This is a genomic window from Streptomyces sp. NPDC004031, assembly GCF_053604375.1.
This window is the reverse complement of sequence record NZ_JBSGHL010000032.1, coordinates 73,478-92,381: the sequence shown is the minus strand read 5'-3', so window position 1 is coordinate 92,381 and position 18,904 is coordinate 73,478. Positions and strand designations below refer to the sequence as shown.

The window sequence follows — 18,904 nt, the reverse complement described above, 5'->3', positions numbered from 1 at the left end:
TCACATCGGTGATCATTAATCGGACGGTTGCCCCGATCAATTGACAGCCGTGGTTCCGGAACTGACGACTCCGATACTCATCCCACCGCGACGCGTACTACAGGGCCGAGATCTCCGCGAGCAGGTCGTCCAGGCCCAGCGAACCCTGCGACAGCGCCGCCATGTGCCACGCCTTCAGGTCGAACGCGTCACCGTGCGCCGCCCGCGCCGCCTCGCGGCCCAGCAGCCAGGCACGCTCGCCGAGCTTGTAGCCGATCGCCTGACCGGGCATGCCGAGGTACCGGACGATCTCGCTCTCGACGAAGGCCTTCGGCCGCCCGCTGTGCCGGCCGAAGAACTCCTGGCCCAGCTCCGGCGTCCAGCGCTCGCCCGGGTGGAAGGGCGAGTCGGCCGGGATCTCCAGCTCGGCGTGCATGCCGATGTCGATGATCACCCGCACCGCGCGCATCATCTGCGCGTCCAGGTAGCCGAGCCGCCGCTCGGGGTCGGACAGGAAGCCCAGCTCGTCCATCAGCCGCTCCGCGTAGAGCGCCCAGCCCTCCGCGTTGGAGCTGACCAGGCCCGCGGTCGCCTGGTAGCGGGACAGGTCGCCCGCGACGTGCGCCCACTGGGCGAGCTGCAGGTGATGGCCCGGCACACCCTCGTGGTACCAGGTGGAGACCAGGTCGAAGACCGGGAAGCGGGTCCGGCCCATCGTCGGCAGCCAGGTGCGGCCCGGCCGCGTGAAGTCCTCGGAGGGCGCGGTGTAGTACGGCGCCGCTGCGCCGCCGGGCGGGGCGATCCGCGCCTCGACCTGCTTGACCCGGTCGGCCAGGTCGAAGTGCGTGCCGTCCAGGCCCTCGATCGCCTCGTCCATCAGCTCCTGGAGCCACTGGCGGACCTCCTCGACGCCCTCGACGGCCTGCCCGTGCGCGTCGAGGTGGGCCAGCACCTCCCACGGGTCCTTGCCGGGCAGGATCTTGGCGGCCTCGGCGACCATCTCGGCGTGCAGCCGGTGGTATTCGGACCAGCCGTACGCGTAGGCCTCTTCGAGGTCCAGGTCGGTGCCGTTCCACATGCGCGAGAAGGTCGCGTACCGCTCGCGGCCCACGGCGTCGGGCGTACCGGCGACGGCGGGCGCGTAGACGTCGCGCAGCCAGTCGCGCAGCGCCGCGTACGCGGCGGTCGCCTCGGCCGCGGCCCCGTCCAGCTCCACGCGCATCTCCTGCGGGCCCTCCGCGACGAGCTCGGCGAACCAGCTGCCGCCGTCGCCGCCCTCACCCGCCCACTCGCCGAACTGCGCCACCATCGTCTCGACCTGGCGCGGCCCGCCCGGCAGCCCGCGCGACAGCCCCTCGGCGAGCGAGGCCCGGTAGCCCTCCAGCGCGGCCGGCACGCCGCGCAGCCGCGCGGCCAGGTCGGCGAAGTGCTCGGGCGTCTCGGTGGGCATCAGCGTGAAGGCCTCGCGCACGGTGTGCGCGGGGGAGTTGAGGTTGCTCACCGTCCGCAGGTGCTCGTCGGCGGCGTGCACCGCGAGGTCGGCGGTCAGCCGCTCCCGCAGCAGCCGCGCACACCGGCGCTCCACGCCGCTGTCCGCCCCCTGCACGGCCTCGGCCGCGGTCAGCCGCTCCAGCGTCCGCCGGTTCAGCGCGGCGAGCCGGTCCGCCCCGGCGGGCGAGAAGTCCGGCAGCAGCCGTGCGGAACTGGCGACACCGAGATACGTGCCGAGCAGCGGGTCGAGTTCGATGAGGTCGTCGACGTACGCGTCGGCGACCTCCCGGGGAAGCGAGGTGCTGGTCAGATTGGACATGCGGCCATCTTCGTACGAACCCCGCACCGATTGCCACCGCCCCGCGCCCCCGACCACCGCAAGATCCCCGCACCCGACCCCCGTCCCCGCGAGGAACTCCGCACGCCCCCCTCCCCGACCGCAATTTCCCGCCCCACAGCCGGCAGTCCGCGGAGCCCCGGGGCCGCGGGGAACTCCGCGCTCGGCCACGCACGGTGCGGGGTCGCGTCTCTCACGGCGAGGGGCAGCCTGGGGCGTCAGGGGCGCGGGGCATTGCGCGCTCGGCCACCCACCGCGCGAGGCCGCGACTCACACGGCAAGGGGCACCCCGTAGCGCCCAGGCCCGCCCAGGTCCGCCAGGACCACCTCAGCCCCCCGCCGGACGGCGCACCGCCCCCCACGGCAGCTCCGCCGGCGACGCCGGCAGCGTCGCGGTCACGACGAGCGTGCCGTCCTCGACCTGGTAGTCGAGCGGGAGCCCCAGCTCCCGCATGACCCCCGCCACGCCCGGGTTCGCCGCGCGCGTCACCGCGTAGACGCTGGAGCGCCCGGCCTCCGCCGCGAGTTCGACGAGTCCGCGCAGCAGCGCGCTGCCGATGCCGCGCCGCTGCCACGCGTCCTCGACGAGCAGCGCGACCTCGTTCTCCTCGCCGTCCCACAGCAGGTGGCCGAGCGCCACCAGTTGGCCGGAGGCGGTCTCGACGGCCAGCGACTGGCCGAAGCGCGGGGTGAGCAGGTGCGCGAGGTAGCGGTCGGCGTCCTGGACCGGGCCGTGGTAGCGGCGGGCCAGCGTCGCGGGGGTGCAGCGCGCGTGCAGCGCGAGCGCGGCCGCGTGGTCCTCGGGCCCGGCCCGGCGGACCGTCAGTTCGTCGCCGGAGGCGAGAGTGCGGGCCCGCCGTGCCGCGGGGGTCCGTACGCCGAGCCGGGCGTCGAGCTCCACCAGCGCCCGCGCCCGCGCGAACTCGGTGGGCGTGAAGGGCGGGTGGGCCCGGCGCACCGTCAGGGTGCCGCCCGACGGGTCGCGCAGCTGCATCATGGCGGGCTCCAGCGCCTCCACGGGCTCCTCGCCGGGGACGGCCGGGGCCGCGGTGACGGTGCAGCGCCCGAACAGCTGGCGCAGCGCCAGGGGGAGTTCGGCGGGGTCGAGCGCGGTACGGGTGGCGAGGGCCAGGACCTGGGCCGGGGTGTCGACGAGGTCGTGCGTGTCGGCGCGCTCCAGCCACGTGTCCGCGCCGCCCGCGCCCTCCACGAGGCGGGCCAGTTCGGAGCCGGCCGTGCCGCCGGGCGCGCGCAGCAGGAACTCGTCGACGGTGCCCTCGGCCAGCGGGTGGGTCTGGAGGGTGACGATGTCCACCCGGGCCCCGGCGAGCGCCGCGCACACCGCGGCGAGGCTGCCGGGGGTGTCCCGCACGGTGGTGCGCAGCCGCCACAGCGCGGGTTCGGCGGCGGCGTCCGGCAGCGGGACGGGAAGCGGCGACGCGGCTCCGGCGCCCCGCGTCGGGCGGGAGCGGCGGGCGAGCGGCCACAGCCGGAACCGGGTCACGGCTCCGGGCGGGGGCTCAGGAGTCGAATGTGGCATACGCCTACAATGGCGAAGCCTTGTTGCGCGATCACGAACATGCCGTGACCAGACGGTAAAGGACGGATCTTCTCGGTCAACCGGCCCTTTCCCTTCATTGCCGCCCGTTGCCGGTACGAAACCGATCGAAGCGCTCAGGATCCCGACGCGGGCCGCCCGCCCGGGAGTTCAGCCGGCGGCGGGCCCGTGGACATGACGGTGTCCTGGCTGCGGGAACTGCGGCGGGTACGGGTCGAGCACCGCGCGCAGCGCGAAGCCGCACTTCTCGGCGACCCGGCAGGACGCGGTGTTGTCCACGGCGTGCAGCAGTTCCAGCCGGTCCGGCGGCGTGCCGTGGCCGCCGCCGAGCACCCAGCCGGTGACCGCGCGGACCGCGTGCGGGGCGATCCCGCGGCCGCGGGCGGCGGCCGCCGTCCAGTAGCCGATCTCCGCCGACGCGTCCCCGGCCGCCTTGCGTTTGACCGCGACGTGCCCCAGCAGCCGCCGGTCCTCCTCCGCCAGCACCGCGAAGGCGTACCGCGTGCCGTCCGCCCAGCCGTCGGCCTGCGCCGCGATCCAGCGCCGCGCCTCGGCCTCGCCGTCGATGCTGGTCGCGAGCCACCGCCGGAGCGCGGGGTCCCGGTGGGCGAGTGCCAGCTCCTCTGCGTCGCCCGCGGCCCACGGGCGCAGGCGCAGCGCGGGGGCGCCGTCCGCCGCGGGTACCGCGAGCCCGGCGAAGTCGGTGGTCATACCCGGTCCTCCCTTGTCTCACCTGTCCCGCGGCAATCTACGCGCACCCTCGGACACCCCCGGCACCCCGGACACCCCCCGGCCTGCGGACCTGGGGCCCGGCCAGGGGGTGCGGGGGAAATGTCCGGCGGCGGGAACTCCGGTGCGATGGCGGGAGTTGTGACAGTACGGGCCGGTGCGCGGCACCGGCCCGGCCAGCTGCCCCGACCGGGCGCCCCCGTCCCGGTCGGGGCGCCGCGACCGCCCGCGCCTGCCCGCCCCCTCCTCGGGCGGGCGCGGCGCGGAGCGGGTCCCGTGCCCGGGAGGGGGCCGAAGCGGCAGGTGGCGGGCGCTACTTCACGCCCAGCAGCTGCTGGAGCGGGTCGATCGCGAAGTAGGCGACGAAGCACACCGACACGCCCCACACCAGCGGGTGGATCTCCCGCACCTTGCCGAGCGCCAGCTTGATCGCGACGAAGGACACGAAGCCCGCCCCGATGCCGTTGGTGATGCTGTAGGTGAAGGGCATCGCGGCGATCGTGAGGAAGGCCGGGATCGCGATGTCGTACTGCGTCCAGTCGATGTTCCGCACCTGCGCCATCAGCAGGAAGCCCACCGCGACGAGCGCGGGCGCGGCCGCCTGCGAGGGCACGACGGCCGCGAGCGGCGAGAGGAAGAGCGAGACCGCGAAGAGCGCGCCGGTCACGACGCTGGCCAGGCCCGTGCGCGCCCCCTCGCCGACGCCCGCCGCCGATTCGACGTAGGCGGTGTTGGACGAGGCCGAGGCGGCGCCGCCCGCGGCTGCCGCGAGGCCGTCGATGAAGAGCACCCGGCCGATGTTGGGCACCTTGCCCTGCTCGTCGACGAGCCCGGCCTCGCTGGAGATGCCGACGATCGTGCCCATCGCGTCGAAGAAGTCCGACAGCACCAGCGTGAAGATGAACAGCACGGAGGTGACGACTCCGGCCTCGGAGAAGGCGCCGAAGGGGCTGAAGTGGCCGATGAGCCCGAAGTCCGGCGTGTCGACGATGTCGTGCGGCACCTTCGGCGCGGTCAGGCCCCATGCGCCGGCCGGCAGGTCGGCGATCTTGTTGACGACGATCGCGACGACGGTCATCACCACGATGCTGATCAGGATCGCGCCCTTCACCCGGCGCGCGACGAGGGCGACCGTCAGCAGCACACCGAGGCAGAACACCAGCACCGGCCAGCCGGTGAGCGCCCCGGTCGCGCCGAGCTGCACGGGGACGGTGGTGTGCGCGGCGTCCGGGATGCGGCTGGCGAACCCGGCGTCGACGAAGCCGATGAAGGCGATGAACAGGCCGATGCCGACGCTGATCGCCTGCTTGATCGGCAGCGGGATCGCGTTCATGATCGCCTCGCGCAGCCCGGTCGCGACCAGGACGCAGATGACCACGCCCTCCAGGACCACCAGGCCCATCGCGTCCGGCCAGCTCATCTTGGGTGCGAGCTGGAAGGCGACGACGGCGTTGAGGCCGAGTCCGGCGGCGATGGCGAGCGGCAGGTTGCCGCCGACCCCCATGATCGCCGACATCACCGCGGCCACCAGCGCGGTCGCGGTGACCAGCTGCGCGGTCGACAGGTGGTGGCCGAACTTGTCGGTCGCCCCGGACAGGATGATCGGGTTGAGGACCAGGATGTAGGCCATCGTGAAGAAGGTGGCCAGACCGCCCCGCAGCTCCCGTACCGGGGTCGACCCGCGCTCCGATATTCGGAACCAGCGGTCCAGGAAGGTGCCGCCGGGCGGCGGTCCTGACGGCCGCTTGGCGGTGTCCACGACGGGTCCAGGCATGGTGCTCCTCTGCGTGCGAGTGGGACGTGCGACGAGCCGCGGCGGGCACGCGCGGCGGCGGGCCGGCGGGCGCGGGCGCCGCGGGACCCACGGATTGTCCCGGGACGCGGGCAGCCGCAGGTTGCCGCGGTGTTACCGGGTATCACCGTCGGGTTTCGGCCATGCTCAGGTCAACACTCATGACACACCCGGTCGAACCCGGGACGCCCCGCGCGCGGGCAGCGGACGCACCGCACCCGGGGCGAGAGACCCCGGGTGCGTGGACAGTGCGTGCCGCCCGTCCGGCGGCTGCGGTCAGAGGCCGCCGGCGATCCGCAGCACCGCGCCCGTCGTGTAGGACGCCTCCGGCGACAGCAGCCACGCGACCGCTCCGGCGATCTCCTCCGGCTGGCCGGGGCGGCGCATCGGGACCCGCTCGGGGTTGCGCCACGGCCGCTGCGGGTCGCCCATCGTCGCGTGGATGTCGGTGACCACCATGCCCGGCTGCACGGAGTTGACCCGCACCCCGTCCGGGCCCAGCTCCTTCGACAGGCCCACCGTCAGCGCGTCCACCGCGGACTTGCTCGCCGCGTAGTGCACGTACTCGCCCGGACTGCCGAGCGTGGCGCCGCCCGAGGAGATGTTGACGATCGCGCCGCCCTCGCCGCCGTGGCGCGTGGACATCTCCAGCGCCGCGCGCCGGGCGCACAGCAGCGCGCCCATCAGATTGACGTCCACCACCCGGCGCATGACCTCGACGGGCGTCTCGGTGAAGCGGCCGAGCGGCCCGGTGATCCCGGCGTTGTTCACCAGGCCGGTGACCGCGCCCAGCTCCGCCCTGACCGTGTCGAAGAAGCCGTCCACCTGTCCGGCGTCGCTGGTGTCGAGCTGGTAGGGCAGGCACGTGCCGCCCTGCTCGCGGATCCGCCGGGCGACGTCCTCGGCGGCGTCCTTGGCCCGCTCGTACCCGATGCCCACCCGGTGGCCGGCCGCCGCCAGCCGCAGCGCGACCGCCGCGCCGATGCCCCGACTGCCCCCGGTGACCAGCGTGACCTCGTCCATCGGCCGTCCGCTCCCTCGTGCCGCCGTGCGGCACCAGGCGCCGCTCGATGATCACGAACACTATCGCAGCACTCCGTCAACATCGCATGAACACTGGACATATCCCCTTCCTGGGCGCCTGTGCCGGTTCGAGGATTGGTCTTGACCAAGAGTGACGGGCCGCTCTATCGTCCTTAGTAGTGCAAGGACCTTTAATAAACACTGGTTAGGAAACAAGGCTGAACAAGCCTTGAGCTGATGGCTGATTGCGAGGACAGGGTGGGGACCACGCAGCTCGAATCGGTGCCGGAGCCGAAGTACTGGCATCTCAAGACGGTGCTCAACGACGCGCTCGACTCCGAGTTCGAGGTCGGTGAGATCCTGCCGAACGAGCGCGACCTCGCCGCCCGCTTCGGCGTCGCCCGCGCGACGCTGCGCCAGGCGCTCGAACAGCTCGAACTGGAAGGCCGGCTCCAGCGCCGCCGCGGTGTCGGCACCACGGTCGCCCCGCCGCGCATGGGCGTGTCGGTCGGCCCCTCGGCCGGTGTGTGGCCCGGTGCCGGACGGGACGCGTGGGAGACCGCCGGGTGCGTCGAGGCCGTCGCCCCCGCGCCGGTCGCCGCGCTGCTCGGCACCGGGGCCGACGAGGCCGTGCACACCATCCGCCGGGCCCGCGTGATGCGCGGCCAGCCGGTCGCCGCCGAGCTGCTGTACGTCCCGCGCGCGTCCGTGCCGGGCCTGCCCGGTGACCTCACGCCCGCCGCGCACGCCCCCGCCGTGCTGCGCGAGCTGCACGCGCTGGCGCTGGAGGGCGAGGACCGCGCCGTCGAGCTGGGCTCCGCCCGCGCCGACGACGCCAAGCAGCTCGACCGGCTCCCCGGCGCCCCGGTCCTCGTCGTGACCTCGCGCTACTACGCGGGCGGCCGGGTCGCCGCCGTGTCGCTGGCCACCTACCGCGCCGACACCTGCAAGCTGACCTTCGGCGACGCGGGTGCCTTTGAAGTCACCCACCACCAGCAGCAGGTCAGCCGCCAGGCCTCCTGACCCGCGCCCGAGCACGCACAGGGCCCGTCACCCCGGCCGGGGGAGACGGGCCCTCGTCGTGTCCGTACGGCCGCGCCCGGTACGGTCCGCGGGCCGGCGCCGCCCGCACCCGTACGGACCGCGCGGGTCAGCGCAGCGCCATCGACGTCTGCTGGACGGTGAAGAGCTGCTCCTCGACGTGGTCCAGGGCGAGGCGCAGCGCGCCCGTCGCGATGGCCTCCTGGCCCAGCGCCGACAGCACCACCTGCGGGGTGCGCAGGCAGTAGCGGGCCAGCTCGGCGCGCAGCGGCTCCAGGATGCCGTCCAGGCCCGCCGCCCAGCCGCCGATCACGACCAGCTCCGGGTCGATCGCGAGCACCAGCGCCGCCACGTCGTGCACCAGCCGGTGCAGGAAGCGCTGCACCGCGTGGGTGGCCTGCGCGTCGCCCTGCCGGGCCAGCGCGAAGACCCGCGTCACCGCGGGCTCGTCCAGCGGGTGCAGCGGCTCTCCGGTGGTCGACAGCAGGTGCTCGGGTGTCGCCTCGCGGCCCAGCAGGTGCAGCGCGCCGATCTCACCGGCCGCGCCGCCGGAACCGCGGTGCAGCCGGCCGCCGATCAGCGACCCTGCTCCCGGGCTGAGCCCGGCCAGCACGAAGACCACGTCGTCGGTGCCGACCGCCGCGCCCTTCCAGTGCTCGGCCACCGCCGCCACGTTCGCGTCGTTCTCCACCAGCACCGGGCAGCGGAAGGAGCGCCGCAGCCGCTCGCCGAGCGGCAGCCCGGTCCAGCCGGGCAGCGCGGTGCCCAGCCGCACCTCGCCGTCCGTCCCGACGATGCCGGGGCTGCCCACGCCCACCGCCCACAGCGTGCTGCGTGCGACGCCCGCCTTGCGCAGCAGCTCGGCGACGGTGCCGCGGACCCGCTCCAGGCGGTCGTCGGCGCTCGCGCCCTCGTCGACCTCCCGGCCGTGCGAGCCCAGCACCTGGCCGCCGAGGTCGGACAGCACGACCCGGATCTGGTGCGCGCCGATCTCGATGCCCAGCAGGTGCCCGGCCTCGGCGTGGAAGCGGAAGCGCCGCGCGGGGCGGCCCTGCTTGCGGGTGTCGCCGGCCTCCGGGCCGACCTCCACCACCAGGTCCGATTCCGTCAGACCCTCGATGACACCCTCGACGGTGGGCCGGGACAGGCCGGTGCTCTGCACCAGCTCGGTGAGCGTGGGGGTCTGCGCCCCGCGCAGGGCGTGCAGGACGACCGCGGAGTTGATCCGCCTGAGCAGGGACGGGTCCCCGCCGGTGAGTCGCCCCACGTATGTCCTCCCAGCCTGTGCCTGTGTGTGGCGGATCGTACCGGGCGCAGGGCTACGCGGCGAGCGCGGTCCCGTTACGTTTGGGTGCCATCGTCACCGTGCCGTCCGGCCCGGTGCTGACGTGCCGTCAGCCGCGCGGCGCGGGCGGCGCGGGCGCCGCCGCGCGCAGCCGGCCGAACTCCTCGGCCAGCGCCGCCGGCGTCCAGTGCGCGTTGAGCCCGCTCGGGCTCGGCAGCGCCCAGATCCGGGTGTCGCCCAGCGTCTGCGGCTGCGGGCCCACCTGGGCGCGGGGCTCGGCGAAGGCCACCCGGTAGGCCGTGACGCCCAGTATCGCCAGCCACGCCGGGCGGTGCTCGGCGACCTTCGCCGCCAGCAGCCCGCCGCCCTCGACCAGCTCCTCGCGGCTCAGCTCGTCGGCGCGCGCGGTGGCCCGCGCCGCCACGTTCGTCACGCCCAGCCCGAGGTCCAGCAGGTCAGCCTGCTGCACGGGCGAGAAGCGGCGCGGGGTGAAGCCGGAGGCGTGCAGCGCGGGCCAGAAGCGGTTGCCGGGCCGGGCGAAGTGGTAGCCGGTGTGCGCCGACATCAGCCCCGGGTTGATCCCGCAGAACAGCACCCGCAGGCCCGGCCCGATCACGTCCTCCAGCGTGCGGTCGCAGGCCGCCGCCAGCTCCTGCGCGGATGGCGTGGGCAGCCGGGGCGGCACGGCCGGCGCGGACGTCAGAGGATCGCCCCCGGGCGGTAGGCCGCCGCCTCGGGACGCGCCTTGACGACGTCCTCGACCCGCCGTACGACGTCGGCGACCTGTCCGGCGGCGGCGCCGGTGAAGGACAGCCGGTCGGCCATCAGCGCGTCCAGTTCCGCGCGGTCCAGCGGGATCCGCTCGTCGGCGGCGAGCCGGTCCAGCAGCTCGTTGCGCTCGGTGCCCTGCTCGCGCATCGCCAGCGCCGAGGCCACCGCGTTCTCCTTGATCGCCTCGTGCGCGATCTCCCGGCCGACGCCCGCCCGCACCGCGCCCATGAGCACCTTGGTGGTGGCCAGGAAGGGCAGGTAGCGGTCCAGCTCGCGGGCCACGACCGCGGGGAAGGCGCCGAACTCGTCCAGCACCGTCAGGAAGGTCTCCAGCAGCCCGTCGAAGGCGAAGAAGGCGTCGGGCAGCGCGACCCGGCGCACCACCGAGCAGGACACGTCGCCCTCGTTCCACTGGTCGCCGGACAGCTCGCCGGTCATCGAGGCGTAGCCGCGCAGGATCACCATCAGGCCGTTGACGCGCTCGCAGGAGCGGGTGTTCATCTTGTGCGGCATCGCGGACGAGCCGACCTGGCCGGGCTTGAAGCCCTCGGTCACCAGCTCGTGCCCGGCCATCAGCCGGATCGTCTTCGCGGTGGACGACGGCGCCGCCGCGAGCTGCACCAGCGCGCTGACCACGTCGTAGTCCAGCGAGCGCGGGTAGACCTGGCCGACGGAGGTGAAGGCGCGCGAGAAGCCCAGGTGCGCGGCGATCCGCTGCTCCAGCTCGGCGAGCTTGCCGCTGTCGCCGCCCAGCAGGTCCAGCATGTCCTGCGCGGTGCCGACCGGGCCCTTGATGCCGCGCAGCGGGTAGCGGGCGATCAGGTCCTCGACCCGCTCGTACGCCACCAGCAGCTCGTCGGCCGCGGTCGCGAAGCGCTTGCCGAGCGTGGTGGCCTGCGCCGCCACGTTGTGCGAGCGGCCGGCCATGACCAGCTCCGCGTACTGTCCGGCGAGCTGCGCGAGGCGCGCCAGCACCGCGACCGTGCGGTCCCGCACGAGTTCCAGGGACAGCCGGATCTGCAGCTGCTCGACGTTCTCGGTCAGGTCGCGGGACGTCATGCCCTTGTGGATCTGCTCGTGCCCGGCCAGGGCGTTGAACTCCTCGATCCTGGCCTTCACATCGTGCCGCGTGACCTTCTCGCGCTCGGCGATCGAGCCCAGGTCGACCTGCTCCAGGACCCGCTCGTAGTCGGCGACGGCCCCCTCCGGCACCTCGATGCCGAGATCGGCCTGGGCGCGCAGCACGGCCAGCCACAGCCGGCGTTCGAGCACCACCTTCTGCTCGGGGGACCACAGGGCGGCCAGCTCCGTGGAGGCATAGCGGCCGGCGAGGATGTTCGGGATACGCGGCTTGGCTGTCACGCGCTGATTCTACTGGTCGCGGGCCTGCCGCCGGTCCGGCCGGCTCAGTGCCCGGCCTCGGACGGCAGCGGCGCCGCGGGCGGTTCGGGCGCGGGCAGGGCCGGTCCGTACGGGAGCAGGTCGGGGCGTTTGGCCGGGCGGCCGTCGCCGGAGGAGCGGCCGGTCAGCCTGCGGCCGATCCACGGCAGCAGATGGCGGCGGGTGAAGGACGCGTCGGCCAGCCGCCGGGCGGCCCAGCCGGGCCGCACCGCGGGCGGCAGCGGCGCCTGCCAGTCGCCTGTCGCGGGCAGTCCGAGGGTCTGCCACACGGCCTCGGCGACCCGCTCGTGGCCCTCCGCGGTCAGGTGCAGCCGGTCCTCGCCCCACATCCGCGGGTCGCCGAGCACCTCGGCCCCGTACAGGTCGACCACGACGGCGCCGTGCCGGGTCGCGAGGTCCTCGACGAAGGCGAACAGCTGCTCCATGCGCGGCAGGAAGCGGGTGGCGACCGGGCCGCGGCGGGCCGGGCTGCGCATCAGCACGAGCTGCCCGCAGGACGGCGCGAGCCGCCCGGCCGCGTCCTCCAGGTGCGCGCAGACCGCGTCGACGTCGCAGCCGGGGCGCAGCACGTCGTTGAGCCCGCCGACCAGGGTGACCAGGTCCGCGCGCATCGCCGCGGCCGCGTCCACCTGGTCCTCGACGATCTGCCGGATCAGCTTGCCGCGCACCGCGAGGTTGGCGTAGCGGAAGCCCGCGTCGCCGGCCTCCGCGCCCGGCAGCTGCGCCAGGCGCGCGGCCAGCAGGTCGGCCCAGCCGCGGTAGGTACCGTCGGGCAGCAGGTCCGACATGCCCTCGGTGAAGGAGTCGCCGAGGGCGACGAAGCTGCGGTACGGCCGGGGCGCCGCGGGGACGCCCGGGGCCGGGTCGGCGGAGATCTCCGCGGGGGTGTCAGTCGTGTCGCTTTCCATCGCGGCGCGATCCTATCCGCCGGGCGCCGCCCGCCATGGCCCGCGGGGGCTGCGTGGGGGCCGCCCGGAGGTGCTACGGGGTGTCGCTGAGCTTCTGGGTGCCGATGACCGACAGCAGCGCGAGCTTCTCGGCGTCCTCGGTGCCCGGCTCCGCGGTGAAGACCATGATGCGCAGCTCGCTGCCCTCGACGCTGAGCAGGTCGCAGTCCAGCGTCATCAGGCCCAGCTCCGGGTGGTCGACGGTCTTGCGCGACCCGTCGTGCTCGCCCACCTCCCGCGAGTCCCACAGCTGCGCGAAGCGCTCGCTGCCCGCCCGCAGCTCCGCGATAAGGCGCGCCAGCCGCTGGTCGGCGGGGTAGCGCCCGGCGGTCGTCCGCAGCGCGCCGACCTGCGCGGCCTCCAGCGTGGCCAGCGACCGGGCGCTGTGCACGACCCGGGGGTTGCCCTGGCCCAGGAAGTGCCGCCACACCGCGTTGCGCTCCTTGCCGTGGAACTCGCCCATCAGCGCGTTGTGCAGCGGATTGGCGAGCAGCAGCGTCCAGGCCGCGTCCGACACCGCCACCGGCGTCCCCGACAGCCGGTCCAGCAGCCGCTGCACGCTCGCCGGGATGTACGCGGGCACCGTCCCGCGGCCCGGCGGCACCAGGCCCGCGGTGTGGAAGAGCTGCTCGCGCTCGGGGCCCGACAGCCGCAGCGCGCGCCCCAGCGCCTCGACGACCTGCTCCGACGGGTTGGCCGAGCGGCCCTGTTCCAGCCGGGTGATGTAGTCGACGGAGATCCCGGCGAGCATCGCCAGCTCCTCGCGGCGCAGCCCGGCCGCCCGCCGGTGGCCGCCCGCCGCGAGCCCGGCCGACTCCGGTGAGACGCGGTCCCGCCAGCGCCGCAGTGTGTGCCCGAATTCCGTGGTCGCCATGCCCCCACTGTCGCACCGCCGCGGGCCGTCCGTCCTGGTACTGCCGGTCCCAGGAAGCCGGGGGCGCTGGCAGCCGGCCACCGCGCCGCCGCACCGTGGGGGCATGACAGCGACACTGATCACCGGAGCGAACAAGGGCCTCGGCCGGGAGGCCGCCCGCCGGCTGGTGGCCGCGGGCCACACCGTCTACCTCGGCTGCCGGGACGCGGAGCGGGGCCGGGCGGCCGCCGCGGAGCTGGGCGCCACCGCCGTCCTGCTGGACGTCACCGACGACGCGTCGGTCGCGGCCGCGGCCGCGGCGATCGAGGCGGCCGGCGGCCTCGACGTCCTCGTCAACAACGCCGGCATCCAGCAGGAGATGGCCGCCGACGGCGCCGTCACCGGCGCGGCCGGCCTCACCCCGGCGATGGTGGAAGGGACCTTCGCCACCAACGTCCTCGGCCTCGTCCGCGTCACCCGCGCCTTCCTGCCGCTGCTGCTGCGGTCGGCCGCCCCGGTCGTCGTCAACGTCAGCAGCGGACTTGCCTCACTGACCCGGGTGAGCGATCCCGGCACCCACGCGTACGCCTACCCCGGCGTCGCCTACCCGGCGTCGAAGGCCGCGGTCAACATGCTCACCGTGCAGTACGCCAAGGCCTTCCCGCAGATCCGGATCAACGCCGTCGAGCCCGGCTACACCGCGACCGACCTCAACGGGAAGCGGGGCGGGCAGAGCGTCGAGCAGGGCGCCGAGATCATCGTGCGGATGGCGCAGACCGGTCCCGGCGGCCCCACCGGCGGCTTCTTCGACGCCGAGGGCACGCTTCCCTGGTGACGCGCCGCGGGGCCCGGCTCACACCCGTCCCGGGCCGACCAGCCGCTTGAGCACGTCCTCCATGGTGACCAGCCCCACCCCGCGGCCGTCGGCGTCCACGACCGCCGCGAGGTGGGCGCTGGCCGCCCGCATCGCCGTCAGCACGTCGTCCAGCGGGGTCGCCGCGCCGACCCGGGTGATGGGGCGCAGCGCCTCCCGGGGGAAGGCGGCGTCCCGCGGTTCGGCGTCCAGCGCGTCCTTGACGTGCAGGTACCCGAGCACCCGCCCGTCCCCGTCCGCGACCGGGAAGCGCGAGAAGCCGGAGCGGGCCGCCAGCGCCTCCAGCCCGTCCGGGGTGATGCCGAGCGAGGCGCGCACCACCTGGTCCGCGGGCAGCACGATCTGCCCGACCGGCCTGCGCCCCAGGTCCAGCGCCTCGCGCAACCGCCCGGTGGCCCGCTGGTCCAGCAGCCCCGCGGCGCCTGCGTCGGCGACCATCGCGGCCAGCTCGTCGTCCGAGAAGACCGCGGCCACCTCCGAGCGCGGCTCCACCCGCAGCAGCCGCAGCCCGGCGTTCGCCAGCGCGTTGATCCCGAAGATGACCGGCCGCAGCGCGCGGGTGAAGCCCACCAGCGGCGGCCCCAGCAGCAGGGCGGAGCGCACCGGGTCGGCCAGCGCGATGTTCTTCGGGACCATCTCGCCGAAGAGCATGTGCAGATATGTCGCGAGCGCCAGCGCCACCACGAAGGCGATCACATGGATCGCCCCCTGCGCCGCGCCCATGGCGTGCAGCACCGGCTCCAGCAGATGCGCGATGGCCGGCTCCGCGACGATGCCCAGCACCAGGGTGCACGCCGTGATGCCGAGCTGGGCGGCGGCCAGCAGCGGCGCCAGGTGCTCCAGCCCCCACAGCACCCGCGCCGCCCGCCGGTCGCCCTCCTCCGCGGCGGCGGCCACCTGGTCGCGGCGCACCGAGATCAGCGCGAACTCGGCGCCGACGAAGAAGGCGTTGACCACCAGCGTGAGCAGCCCCACGAGCAGCTGGACGACCGTCATCGGCGCGCTTCCCCCGGCCCGGGGGGCGGGGACACCAGCCGCACCCGCGCCGCCCGGTGCCCCGACGCGTCCTCGACCTCCACCAGCCAGCCGTCCAGCCGGAGCCGGTCGCCGCGCACCGGGATGCGGCCGAGCCGCTCGGCGACCAGCCCGGCGAGCGTCTCGTACGGGCCGTCCGGCACCCGCAGCCCGATCCGCACCAGCTGGTCCTCGGTGCGCGTCGCGCCGTCCGCCCGGTACGTGCGCCGGCCGTCCGGCTCCTCGCGGACGAAGAGCAGGTCGGGCTGCTGGAGCGGATCGTGCTCGTCCTGCACCTCGCCGACGACCTCCTCGACGATGTCCTCCAGGGTGGCGACGCCCGCCGTGCCGCCGTACTCGTCGATGACGACGGCCATCGCGCGCGCCCCCGACAGCCGGTCCAGCAGCCGGTCCACCGCGAGCGACTCGGGCACCAGCAGCGCGTCCCGCAGCAGGTCCGTGACCGGGGTGCGGTCCCTGCGGGCGGCGGGCACGGCCAGCACGTCCTTGATGTGCACGGTGCCGATCACCGCGTCGAGGGTGCCGCGGAAGACCGGGAAGCGGGACAGCCCGGTGGCCCGCGTGGCGTTCGCGACGTCCGCGGCCGTGGCCTGCGCCTCCAGCGCGGTGACCTGCACCCGCGGCGTCATCACGTTCTCGGCGGTGAGATCGGCGAGACCCAGCGTGCGGACGAACAGCTCGGCGGAGTCCGGCTCCAGCGCGCCCGCCTTCGCCGAGTGCCGGGCGAGCGCCTTGAGCTCCTGCGGGCCGCGGGCCGACGCCAGCTCCTCGGCGGGCTCCAGGCCCATCCGGCGCAGCACCCGGTTGGCGGTGTTGTTCAGATGCCGGATCAGCGGGCCGAAGGCCGCGGTGAAGGCGCGCTGCGGGCCCGCGACCGCCTTGGCGACCGGCAGCGGCCGGGAGATCGCCCAGTTCTTCGGCACCAGTTCACCGACCACCATCAGCACGACCGTCGACAGCGCCGTGCCCAGCACCAGCGCTAGCGACGAGGCGGCGCCGCCGCCGAGCCCGGCGGCCCGCAGCGGGCCGCGCAGCAGCTCGGCGATCGAGCCGCGGGACAGCATGCCGATGATCAGCCCGGTGACGGTGATCCCGAGCTGCGCCCCCGACAGCTGCACGGTCAGCGACCGCACCCCGGCGAGCGCCGCGGCCGCGCCCCGCTCACCGTCCCGCGCGGCGCGCTCCACCTCCGCGCGCTCGATCGTGGTCAGCGAGAACTCCGCCGCGACGAAGACGCCGCAGGCGAGACTGAGGAGCAGGGCCAGCAGCAGGAGCAGCGCTTCGGTCATCGGACACCTCGCCCCCATCGTCGGCCACCGCCCGCCCCGGCGCACCCGGCGTGCGCCGTACGGGCGCGGCACGGCCGGGCCCACGCCCGGCGGGCATCCCCTGCCGCTCACGGCTGGTGCCGCTGCTGCTGCCGCTGCCGCGCCTGCTGTCCGGCTGCCTGCGGCCCGCGCCCCGGGCCCCTCGCGGACGCCGCTCGGCTGCCCGCGCCCCGGGCCGCGCGCAGGTCCCCACCCGCCCGCGGCCGGCGGCCCCGGCCCGCCGCAGGCGCTGTCCGGACGGTGACGTCCGGCGCCCCGGCCGCGGGAACGCCCCGATGCCGATGCCGATGCCGATGCCGATGCCGGGCGTCCGGGCCGCGCAGGTCCCCACCCTCCCGCGGCCGGGCGGGACGGTTCCCTCAGCGGCTCACGCCTCGCGCAGCGGCTTCGTCCAGCGGCGCCATTGCGGCTCGGGCGCGTAGCCCGCCGCGTGCCAGGCGTGGTGGGCGCGCTCGTTGCGCTCCAGCACCATCGCGTCACCGCGCCGCCCGCCCAGCGCGCGGAAGCGCTCCTCGGCCGCGTCCAGCAGCACGCGGGAGAGGCCCTGGCGGCGCGCGCCGGGGTGCACCGCCAGCCGGTAGAGGTGGCAGCGCCATCCGTCGAAGCCCGCGATCACCGTGCCCACCAGCTCTCCGTCGCGCTCGGCGAGCAGCAACGCGCCCGGGTCGGTGGCGATGAGCCGGCTGACCCCGGCCTCGTCGTCGGTGATGCTGGTGCCCTCGGCGGACACCTGCCAGAAGGCCAGCACGCCTGCCGCGTCGGCGGGGACGGCGGCCCTGATCAGGGGATTGCTCATGCCCGGCATCCCATCACCGGCCCGCTGCCCCCGGCCCGCAATTCCGGGATGCGAGACGGCGGCCGCGGGGGTTGGCGGGCGGCAGCGCGGGGGACCGGTGGCCTTGCCGCTACTAGCGCCACGGCGCTAGCGTGGTGCCATGGCCAAGACCCAGTTGAACGTGCGGGTGGACGAAGCCACCGCGGAGACCGCGAGGGAACGCGCCTCGCAGCGCGGCATCAGCGTGAACCGCTACATCGAGGAACTGGTCCGCCGCGACGAGGGCGAGAGCGGCAGGGCGTTCGTCCAGGCCGCCGCGGACTTCATGAAGGAGTACGAGGCGGTCTTCGCGGAGGAGTTCGGCGACAGGGACACGAGCCCGCGTTGAGCCTGACCATAGATCTGGCCTGGCTGCTGATGGTCGCCGAGCACAACACCCCCGGCGACCCCCTGGTCACCGACTGGGGCGCGCTGGTCGCGGCCGTCGGCAGGCACAAGGCCGAGATCTTCGGCGTGCCCGTCTACCCCGACGACCACGTCCGCGCGGCCTCCCTGCTCCAGCTGCTGCTGCACGTCCCCGCCCTCGAACGCTCCAACGCGCTCTTCGCCACCGCCGTCGCGTACGCCTACCTGGTGGCCGGCGGGCAGCACGTGAGCACCACGCCCGAGCGGGTCCGCGACCTGGCCCGGCTGGTCAAGGACGGGTCGGCCGGCGTCGACCGCATCGCCGAGGAACTGCGCGGCTGGACCGTCCCGGCCTGACCCGCCCCGGCCCCGCCGCCCCGGTCCCGCCTCAGGAGGCGAACGCCGGCGCCGCGTAGACCTGCGCGAAGGCCTCCCCGTCCCACGTACCGCCCAGCTGCGGCGCGAGCCACTCCGGCGCGGCGGCGCGGAAGGCCGCGGGGGACAGCGCGCCCGCCCCCTGCGGCAGCGCCCCGAGCAGCGGCGCCCCCGCGGCCTCGGGGACGTCGGCGACGTTGCAGCGCTCGGCGAGGTCCGGCTCGCCGCGCCAGCTGCCGAAGATCACCCCGGCGCAGCTCAGGCCGCGCTTGGCCAGGGCCTCCGCGGTCAGCGCGGTGGCGTTGAGCGTGCCCAGGCCCGGCCGCGCCACCAGCAGCACCCGGGCGCGGATGAGCGCGGCGGCGTCGGCGAGCGTGCTGCCCTTCTCGTCGTAGCGGACCAGCAGCCCGCCCGCGCCCTCCACCAGCACCACGTCGTGGACGGCGGACAGCTTGGCGGCGGCCTCCGCGATGTCCGCGGGCCCGACGGCCGGGATCCCGGCGCGGGCCGCGGCGGTGGCGGGCGCCAGCGGCTCGGGGTAGCGGGCCAGTTCCACCGCGGTGACCGCGCCCGCGAGCCGGGCCACCTCCGCCGCGTCGCCCGGCTCGCCCTCGGCCACCCCGGTCTGCGCGGGCTTGAGCACCGCGACGCTCAGCCCCTGCGCCAGGGACGCGGCGGCCACGGCCGCGGTCGTCATCGTCTTGCCGACCTCGGTGTCCGTACCGGTGATGACCACGATGGCCATGGGTGTCGCTCCGTTCCTCGTCGTCTCGCGCCGGTCCGCCGAAGCGGCCGGGCGCCCCGGATCCTCCGCGGCTCGGGGCACCCTGCCCCGCCGCGCCCTTCCCATCCGGCTTCCGGCAGGTTTTCACCCGGCAGTCACCCGTTTGCCCGCGGCCCCCGGG

At 75.2% G+C, this 18,904-nt stretch carries 18 protein-coding genes; 4 read left to right on the top strand and 14 right to left on the bottom strand.

Going from position 1 to position 18,904, the window contains the following annotated elements:
- Positions 1-97 precede the first annotated feature (97 nt).
- From ACWERV_RS21280 to ACWERV_RS21260, 5 genes are all read right to left on the bottom strand, one after another.
- A complete protein-coding gene (locus ACWERV_RS21280) occupies positions 98-1,789 on the bottom strand; it encodes a DUF885 domain-containing protein (RefSeq protein ID WP_452935227.1) in 1,692 nt (563 codons plus the stop codon).
- 346 nt (positions 1,790-2,135) lie between these two features.
- Positions 2,136-3,488, bottom strand: a complete 1,353-nt coding sequence (locus ACWERV_RS21275) for an N-acetyltransferase family protein (RefSeq protein WP_452935236.1) — start codon at positions 3,486-3,488, stop codon at positions 2,136-2,138.
- 27 nt (positions 3,489-3,515) lie between these two features.
- A complete protein-coding gene (locus tag ACWERV_RS21270) occupies positions 3,516-4,076 on the bottom strand; it encodes a GNAT family N-acetyltransferase (RefSeq protein ID WP_452935224.1) in 561 nt (186 codons plus the stop codon).
- A gap of 331 nt (positions 4,077-4,407) precedes the next feature.
- Positions 4,408-5,868: an NCS2 family permease gene (locus tag ACWERV_RS21265; RefSeq protein WP_452935222.1), complete on the bottom strand. Its 1,461-nt coding sequence runs from the start codon at positions 5,866-5,868 to the stop codon at positions 4,408-4,410.
- Positions 5,869-6,162: 294 nt separating this feature from the next.
- Entirely contained in the window at positions 6,163-6,909 is a 747-nt protein-coding gene (locus tag ACWERV_RS21260; protein ID WP_398190350.1) for an SDR family oxidoreductase, read from the bottom strand.
- A 258-nt stretch (positions 6,910-7,167) separates the two neighbouring features.
- Here ACWERV_RS21260 and ACWERV_RS21255 point away from each other — a divergent pair, with 258 nt between their 5' ends.
- Positions 7,168-7,932 (top strand): GntR family transcriptional regulator, encoded by a 765-nt coding sequence (locus ACWERV_RS21255; protein WP_452935219.1) that lies wholly within the window; start codon positions 7,168-7,170, stop codon positions 7,930-7,932.
- A gap of 127 nt (positions 7,933-8,059) precedes the next feature.
- Here ACWERV_RS21255 and ACWERV_RS21250 read toward each other — a convergent pair whose 3' ends face one another.
- From ACWERV_RS21250 to ACWERV_RS21230, 5 genes are all read right to left on the bottom strand, one after another.
- Positions 8,060-9,217, bottom strand: coding sequence for an ROK family protein (locus tag ACWERV_RS21250; protein WP_398190347.1), 1,158 nt, complete (start codon positions 9,215-9,217; stop codon positions 8,060-8,062).
- Between the two features lie 127 nt (positions 9,218-9,344).
- A complete protein-coding gene (mug, locus tag ACWERV_RS21245) occupies positions 9,345-9,920 on the bottom strand; it encodes a G/U mismatch-specific DNA glycosylase (protein WP_452935216.1) in 576 nt (191 codons plus the stop codon).
- Positions 9,921-9,934: 14 nt separating this feature from the next.
- Positions 9,935-11,368: an adenylosuccinate lyase gene (gene purB, locus ACWERV_RS21240; RefSeq protein WP_452935214.1), complete on the bottom strand. Its 1,434-nt coding sequence runs from the start codon at positions 11,366-11,368 to the stop codon at positions 9,935-9,937.
- Between the two features lie 44 nt (positions 11,369-11,412).
- Positions 11,413-12,315, bottom strand: coding sequence for an SGNH/GDSL hydrolase family protein (locus tag ACWERV_RS21235; protein WP_452935211.1), 903 nt, complete (start codon positions 12,313-12,315; stop codon positions 11,413-11,415).
- A gap of 73 nt (positions 12,316-12,388) precedes the next feature.
- Complete coding sequence (locus ACWERV_RS21230; protein WP_452935209.1) at positions 12,389-13,228, bottom strand: helix-turn-helix transcriptional regulator; 840 nt, start codon at positions 13,226-13,228, stop codon at positions 12,389-12,391.
- 103 nt (positions 13,229-13,331) lie between these two features.
- Here ACWERV_RS21230 and ACWERV_RS21225 point away from each other — a divergent pair, with 103 nt between their 5' ends.
- Positions 13,332-14,042 (top strand): SDR family NAD(P)-dependent oxidoreductase, encoded by a 711-nt coding sequence (locus tag ACWERV_RS21225; RefSeq protein WP_452935206.1) that lies wholly within the window; start codon positions 13,332-13,334, stop codon positions 14,040-14,042.
- An 18-nt stretch (positions 14,043-14,060) separates the two neighbouring features.
- Here the strand turns inward: ACWERV_RS21225 and ACWERV_RS21220 are convergent, their stop codons facing one another.
- The 3 genes from ACWERV_RS21220 to ACWERV_RS21210 all read right to left on the bottom strand — a co-directional run bounded on the left by ACWERV_RS21220 (position 14,061) and on the right by ACWERV_RS21210 (position 17,249).
- Positions 14,061-15,077, bottom strand: coding sequence for a hemolysin family protein (locus tag ACWERV_RS21220; protein WP_452935204.1), 1,017 nt, complete (start codon positions 15,075-15,077; stop codon positions 14,061-14,063).
- A complete protein-coding gene (locus ACWERV_RS21215) occupies positions 15,074-16,405 on the bottom strand; it encodes a hemolysin family protein (RefSeq protein WP_452935201.1) in 1,332 nt (443 codons plus the stop codon). Before ACWERV_RS21215 ends, ACWERV_RS21220 begins: the two co-directional genes overlap by 4 nt.
- Positions 16,406-16,811: 406 nt before the next feature.
- Positions 16,812-17,249, bottom strand: a complete 438-nt coding sequence (locus ACWERV_RS21210) for a GNAT family N-acetyltransferase (protein WP_452935199.1) — start codon at positions 17,247-17,249, stop codon at positions 16,812-16,814.
- A 130-nt stretch (positions 17,250-17,379) separates the two neighbouring features.
- Here ACWERV_RS21210 and ACWERV_RS21205 point away from each other — a divergent pair, with 130 nt between their 5' ends.
- Both ACWERV_RS21205 and ACWERV_RS21200 read left to right on the top strand, forming a co-directional pair.
- A complete protein-coding gene (locus tag ACWERV_RS21205) occupies positions 17,380-17,607 on the top strand; it encodes an antitoxin (protein ID WP_398190322.1) in 228 nt (75 codons plus the stop codon).
- Positions 17,604-17,981 carry a fic family toxin-antitoxin system, toxin component gene (locus ACWERV_RS21200; RefSeq protein ID WP_398190319.1) on the top strand — a complete coding sequence of 126 codons (378 nt, stop codon included), beginning with the start codon at positions 17,604-17,606 and terminating at the stop codon, positions 17,979-17,981. The genes ACWERV_RS21205 and ACWERV_RS21200 overlap by 4 nt, the downstream gene beginning before the upstream one ends.
- 31 nt (positions 17,982-18,012) lie before the next feature.
- On the opposite strand, the gene bioD is transcribed toward ACWERV_RS21200, so the two are convergent.
- Complete coding sequence (gene bioD / locus ACWERV_RS21195) at positions 18,013-18,744, bottom strand: dethiobiotin synthase (protein ID WP_452935195.1); 732 nt, start codon at positions 18,742-18,744, stop codon at positions 18,013-18,015.
- Positions 18,745-18,904 lie beyond the last annotated feature (160 nt).

Coding starts and splice junctions, on each gene's coding strand:
- ACWERV_RS21265 (WP_452935222.1), bottom strand. CDS start 5,868: ATGCCTGGACCCGTCGTGGACACCGCCAAGCGGCCGTCAGGACCGCCG.
- ACWERV_RS21280 (WP_452935227.1), bottom strand. CDS start 1,789: ATGTCCAATCTGACCAGCACCTCGCTTCCCCGGGAGGTCGCCGACGCG.
- ACWERV_RS21230 (WP_452935209.1), bottom strand. CDS start 13,228: ATGGCGACCACGGAATTCGGGCACACACTGCGGCGCTGGCGGGACCGC.
- ACWERV_RS21270 (WP_452935224.1), bottom strand. CDS start 4,076: ATGACCACCGACTTCGCCGGGCTCGCGGTACCCGCGGCGGACGGCGCC.
- ACWERV_RS21225 (WP_452935206.1), top strand. CDS start 13,332: ATGACAGCGACACTGATCACCGGAGCGAACAAGGGCCTCGGCCGGGAG.
- ACWERV_RS21220 (WP_452935204.1), bottom strand. CDS start 15,077: ATGACGGTCGTCCAGCTGCTCGTGGGGCTGCTCACGCTGGTGGTCAAC.
- ACWERV_RS21260 (WP_398190350.1), bottom strand. CDS start 6,909: ATGGACGAGGTCACGCTGGTCACCGGGGGCAGTCGGGGCATCGGCGCG.
- ACWERV_RS21215 (WP_452935201.1), bottom strand. CDS start 16,405: ATGACCGAAGCGCTGCTCCTGCTGCTGGCCCTGCTCCTCAGTCTCGCC.
- ACWERV_RS21235 (WP_452935211.1), bottom strand. CDS start 12,315: ATGGAAAGCGACACGACTGACACCCCCGCGGAGATCTCCGCCGACCCG.
- ACWERV_RS21205 (WP_398190322.1), top strand. CDS start 17,380: ATGGCCAAGACCCAGTTGAACGTGCGGGTGGACGAAGCCACCGCGGAG.
- ACWERV_RS21210 (WP_452935199.1), bottom strand. CDS start 17,249: ATGCCGGGCATGAGCAATCCCCTGATCAGGGCCGCCGTCCCCGCCGAC.
- bioD (WP_452935195.1), bottom strand. CDS start 18,744: ATGGCCATCGTGGTCATCACCGGTACGGACACCGAGGTCGGCAAGACG.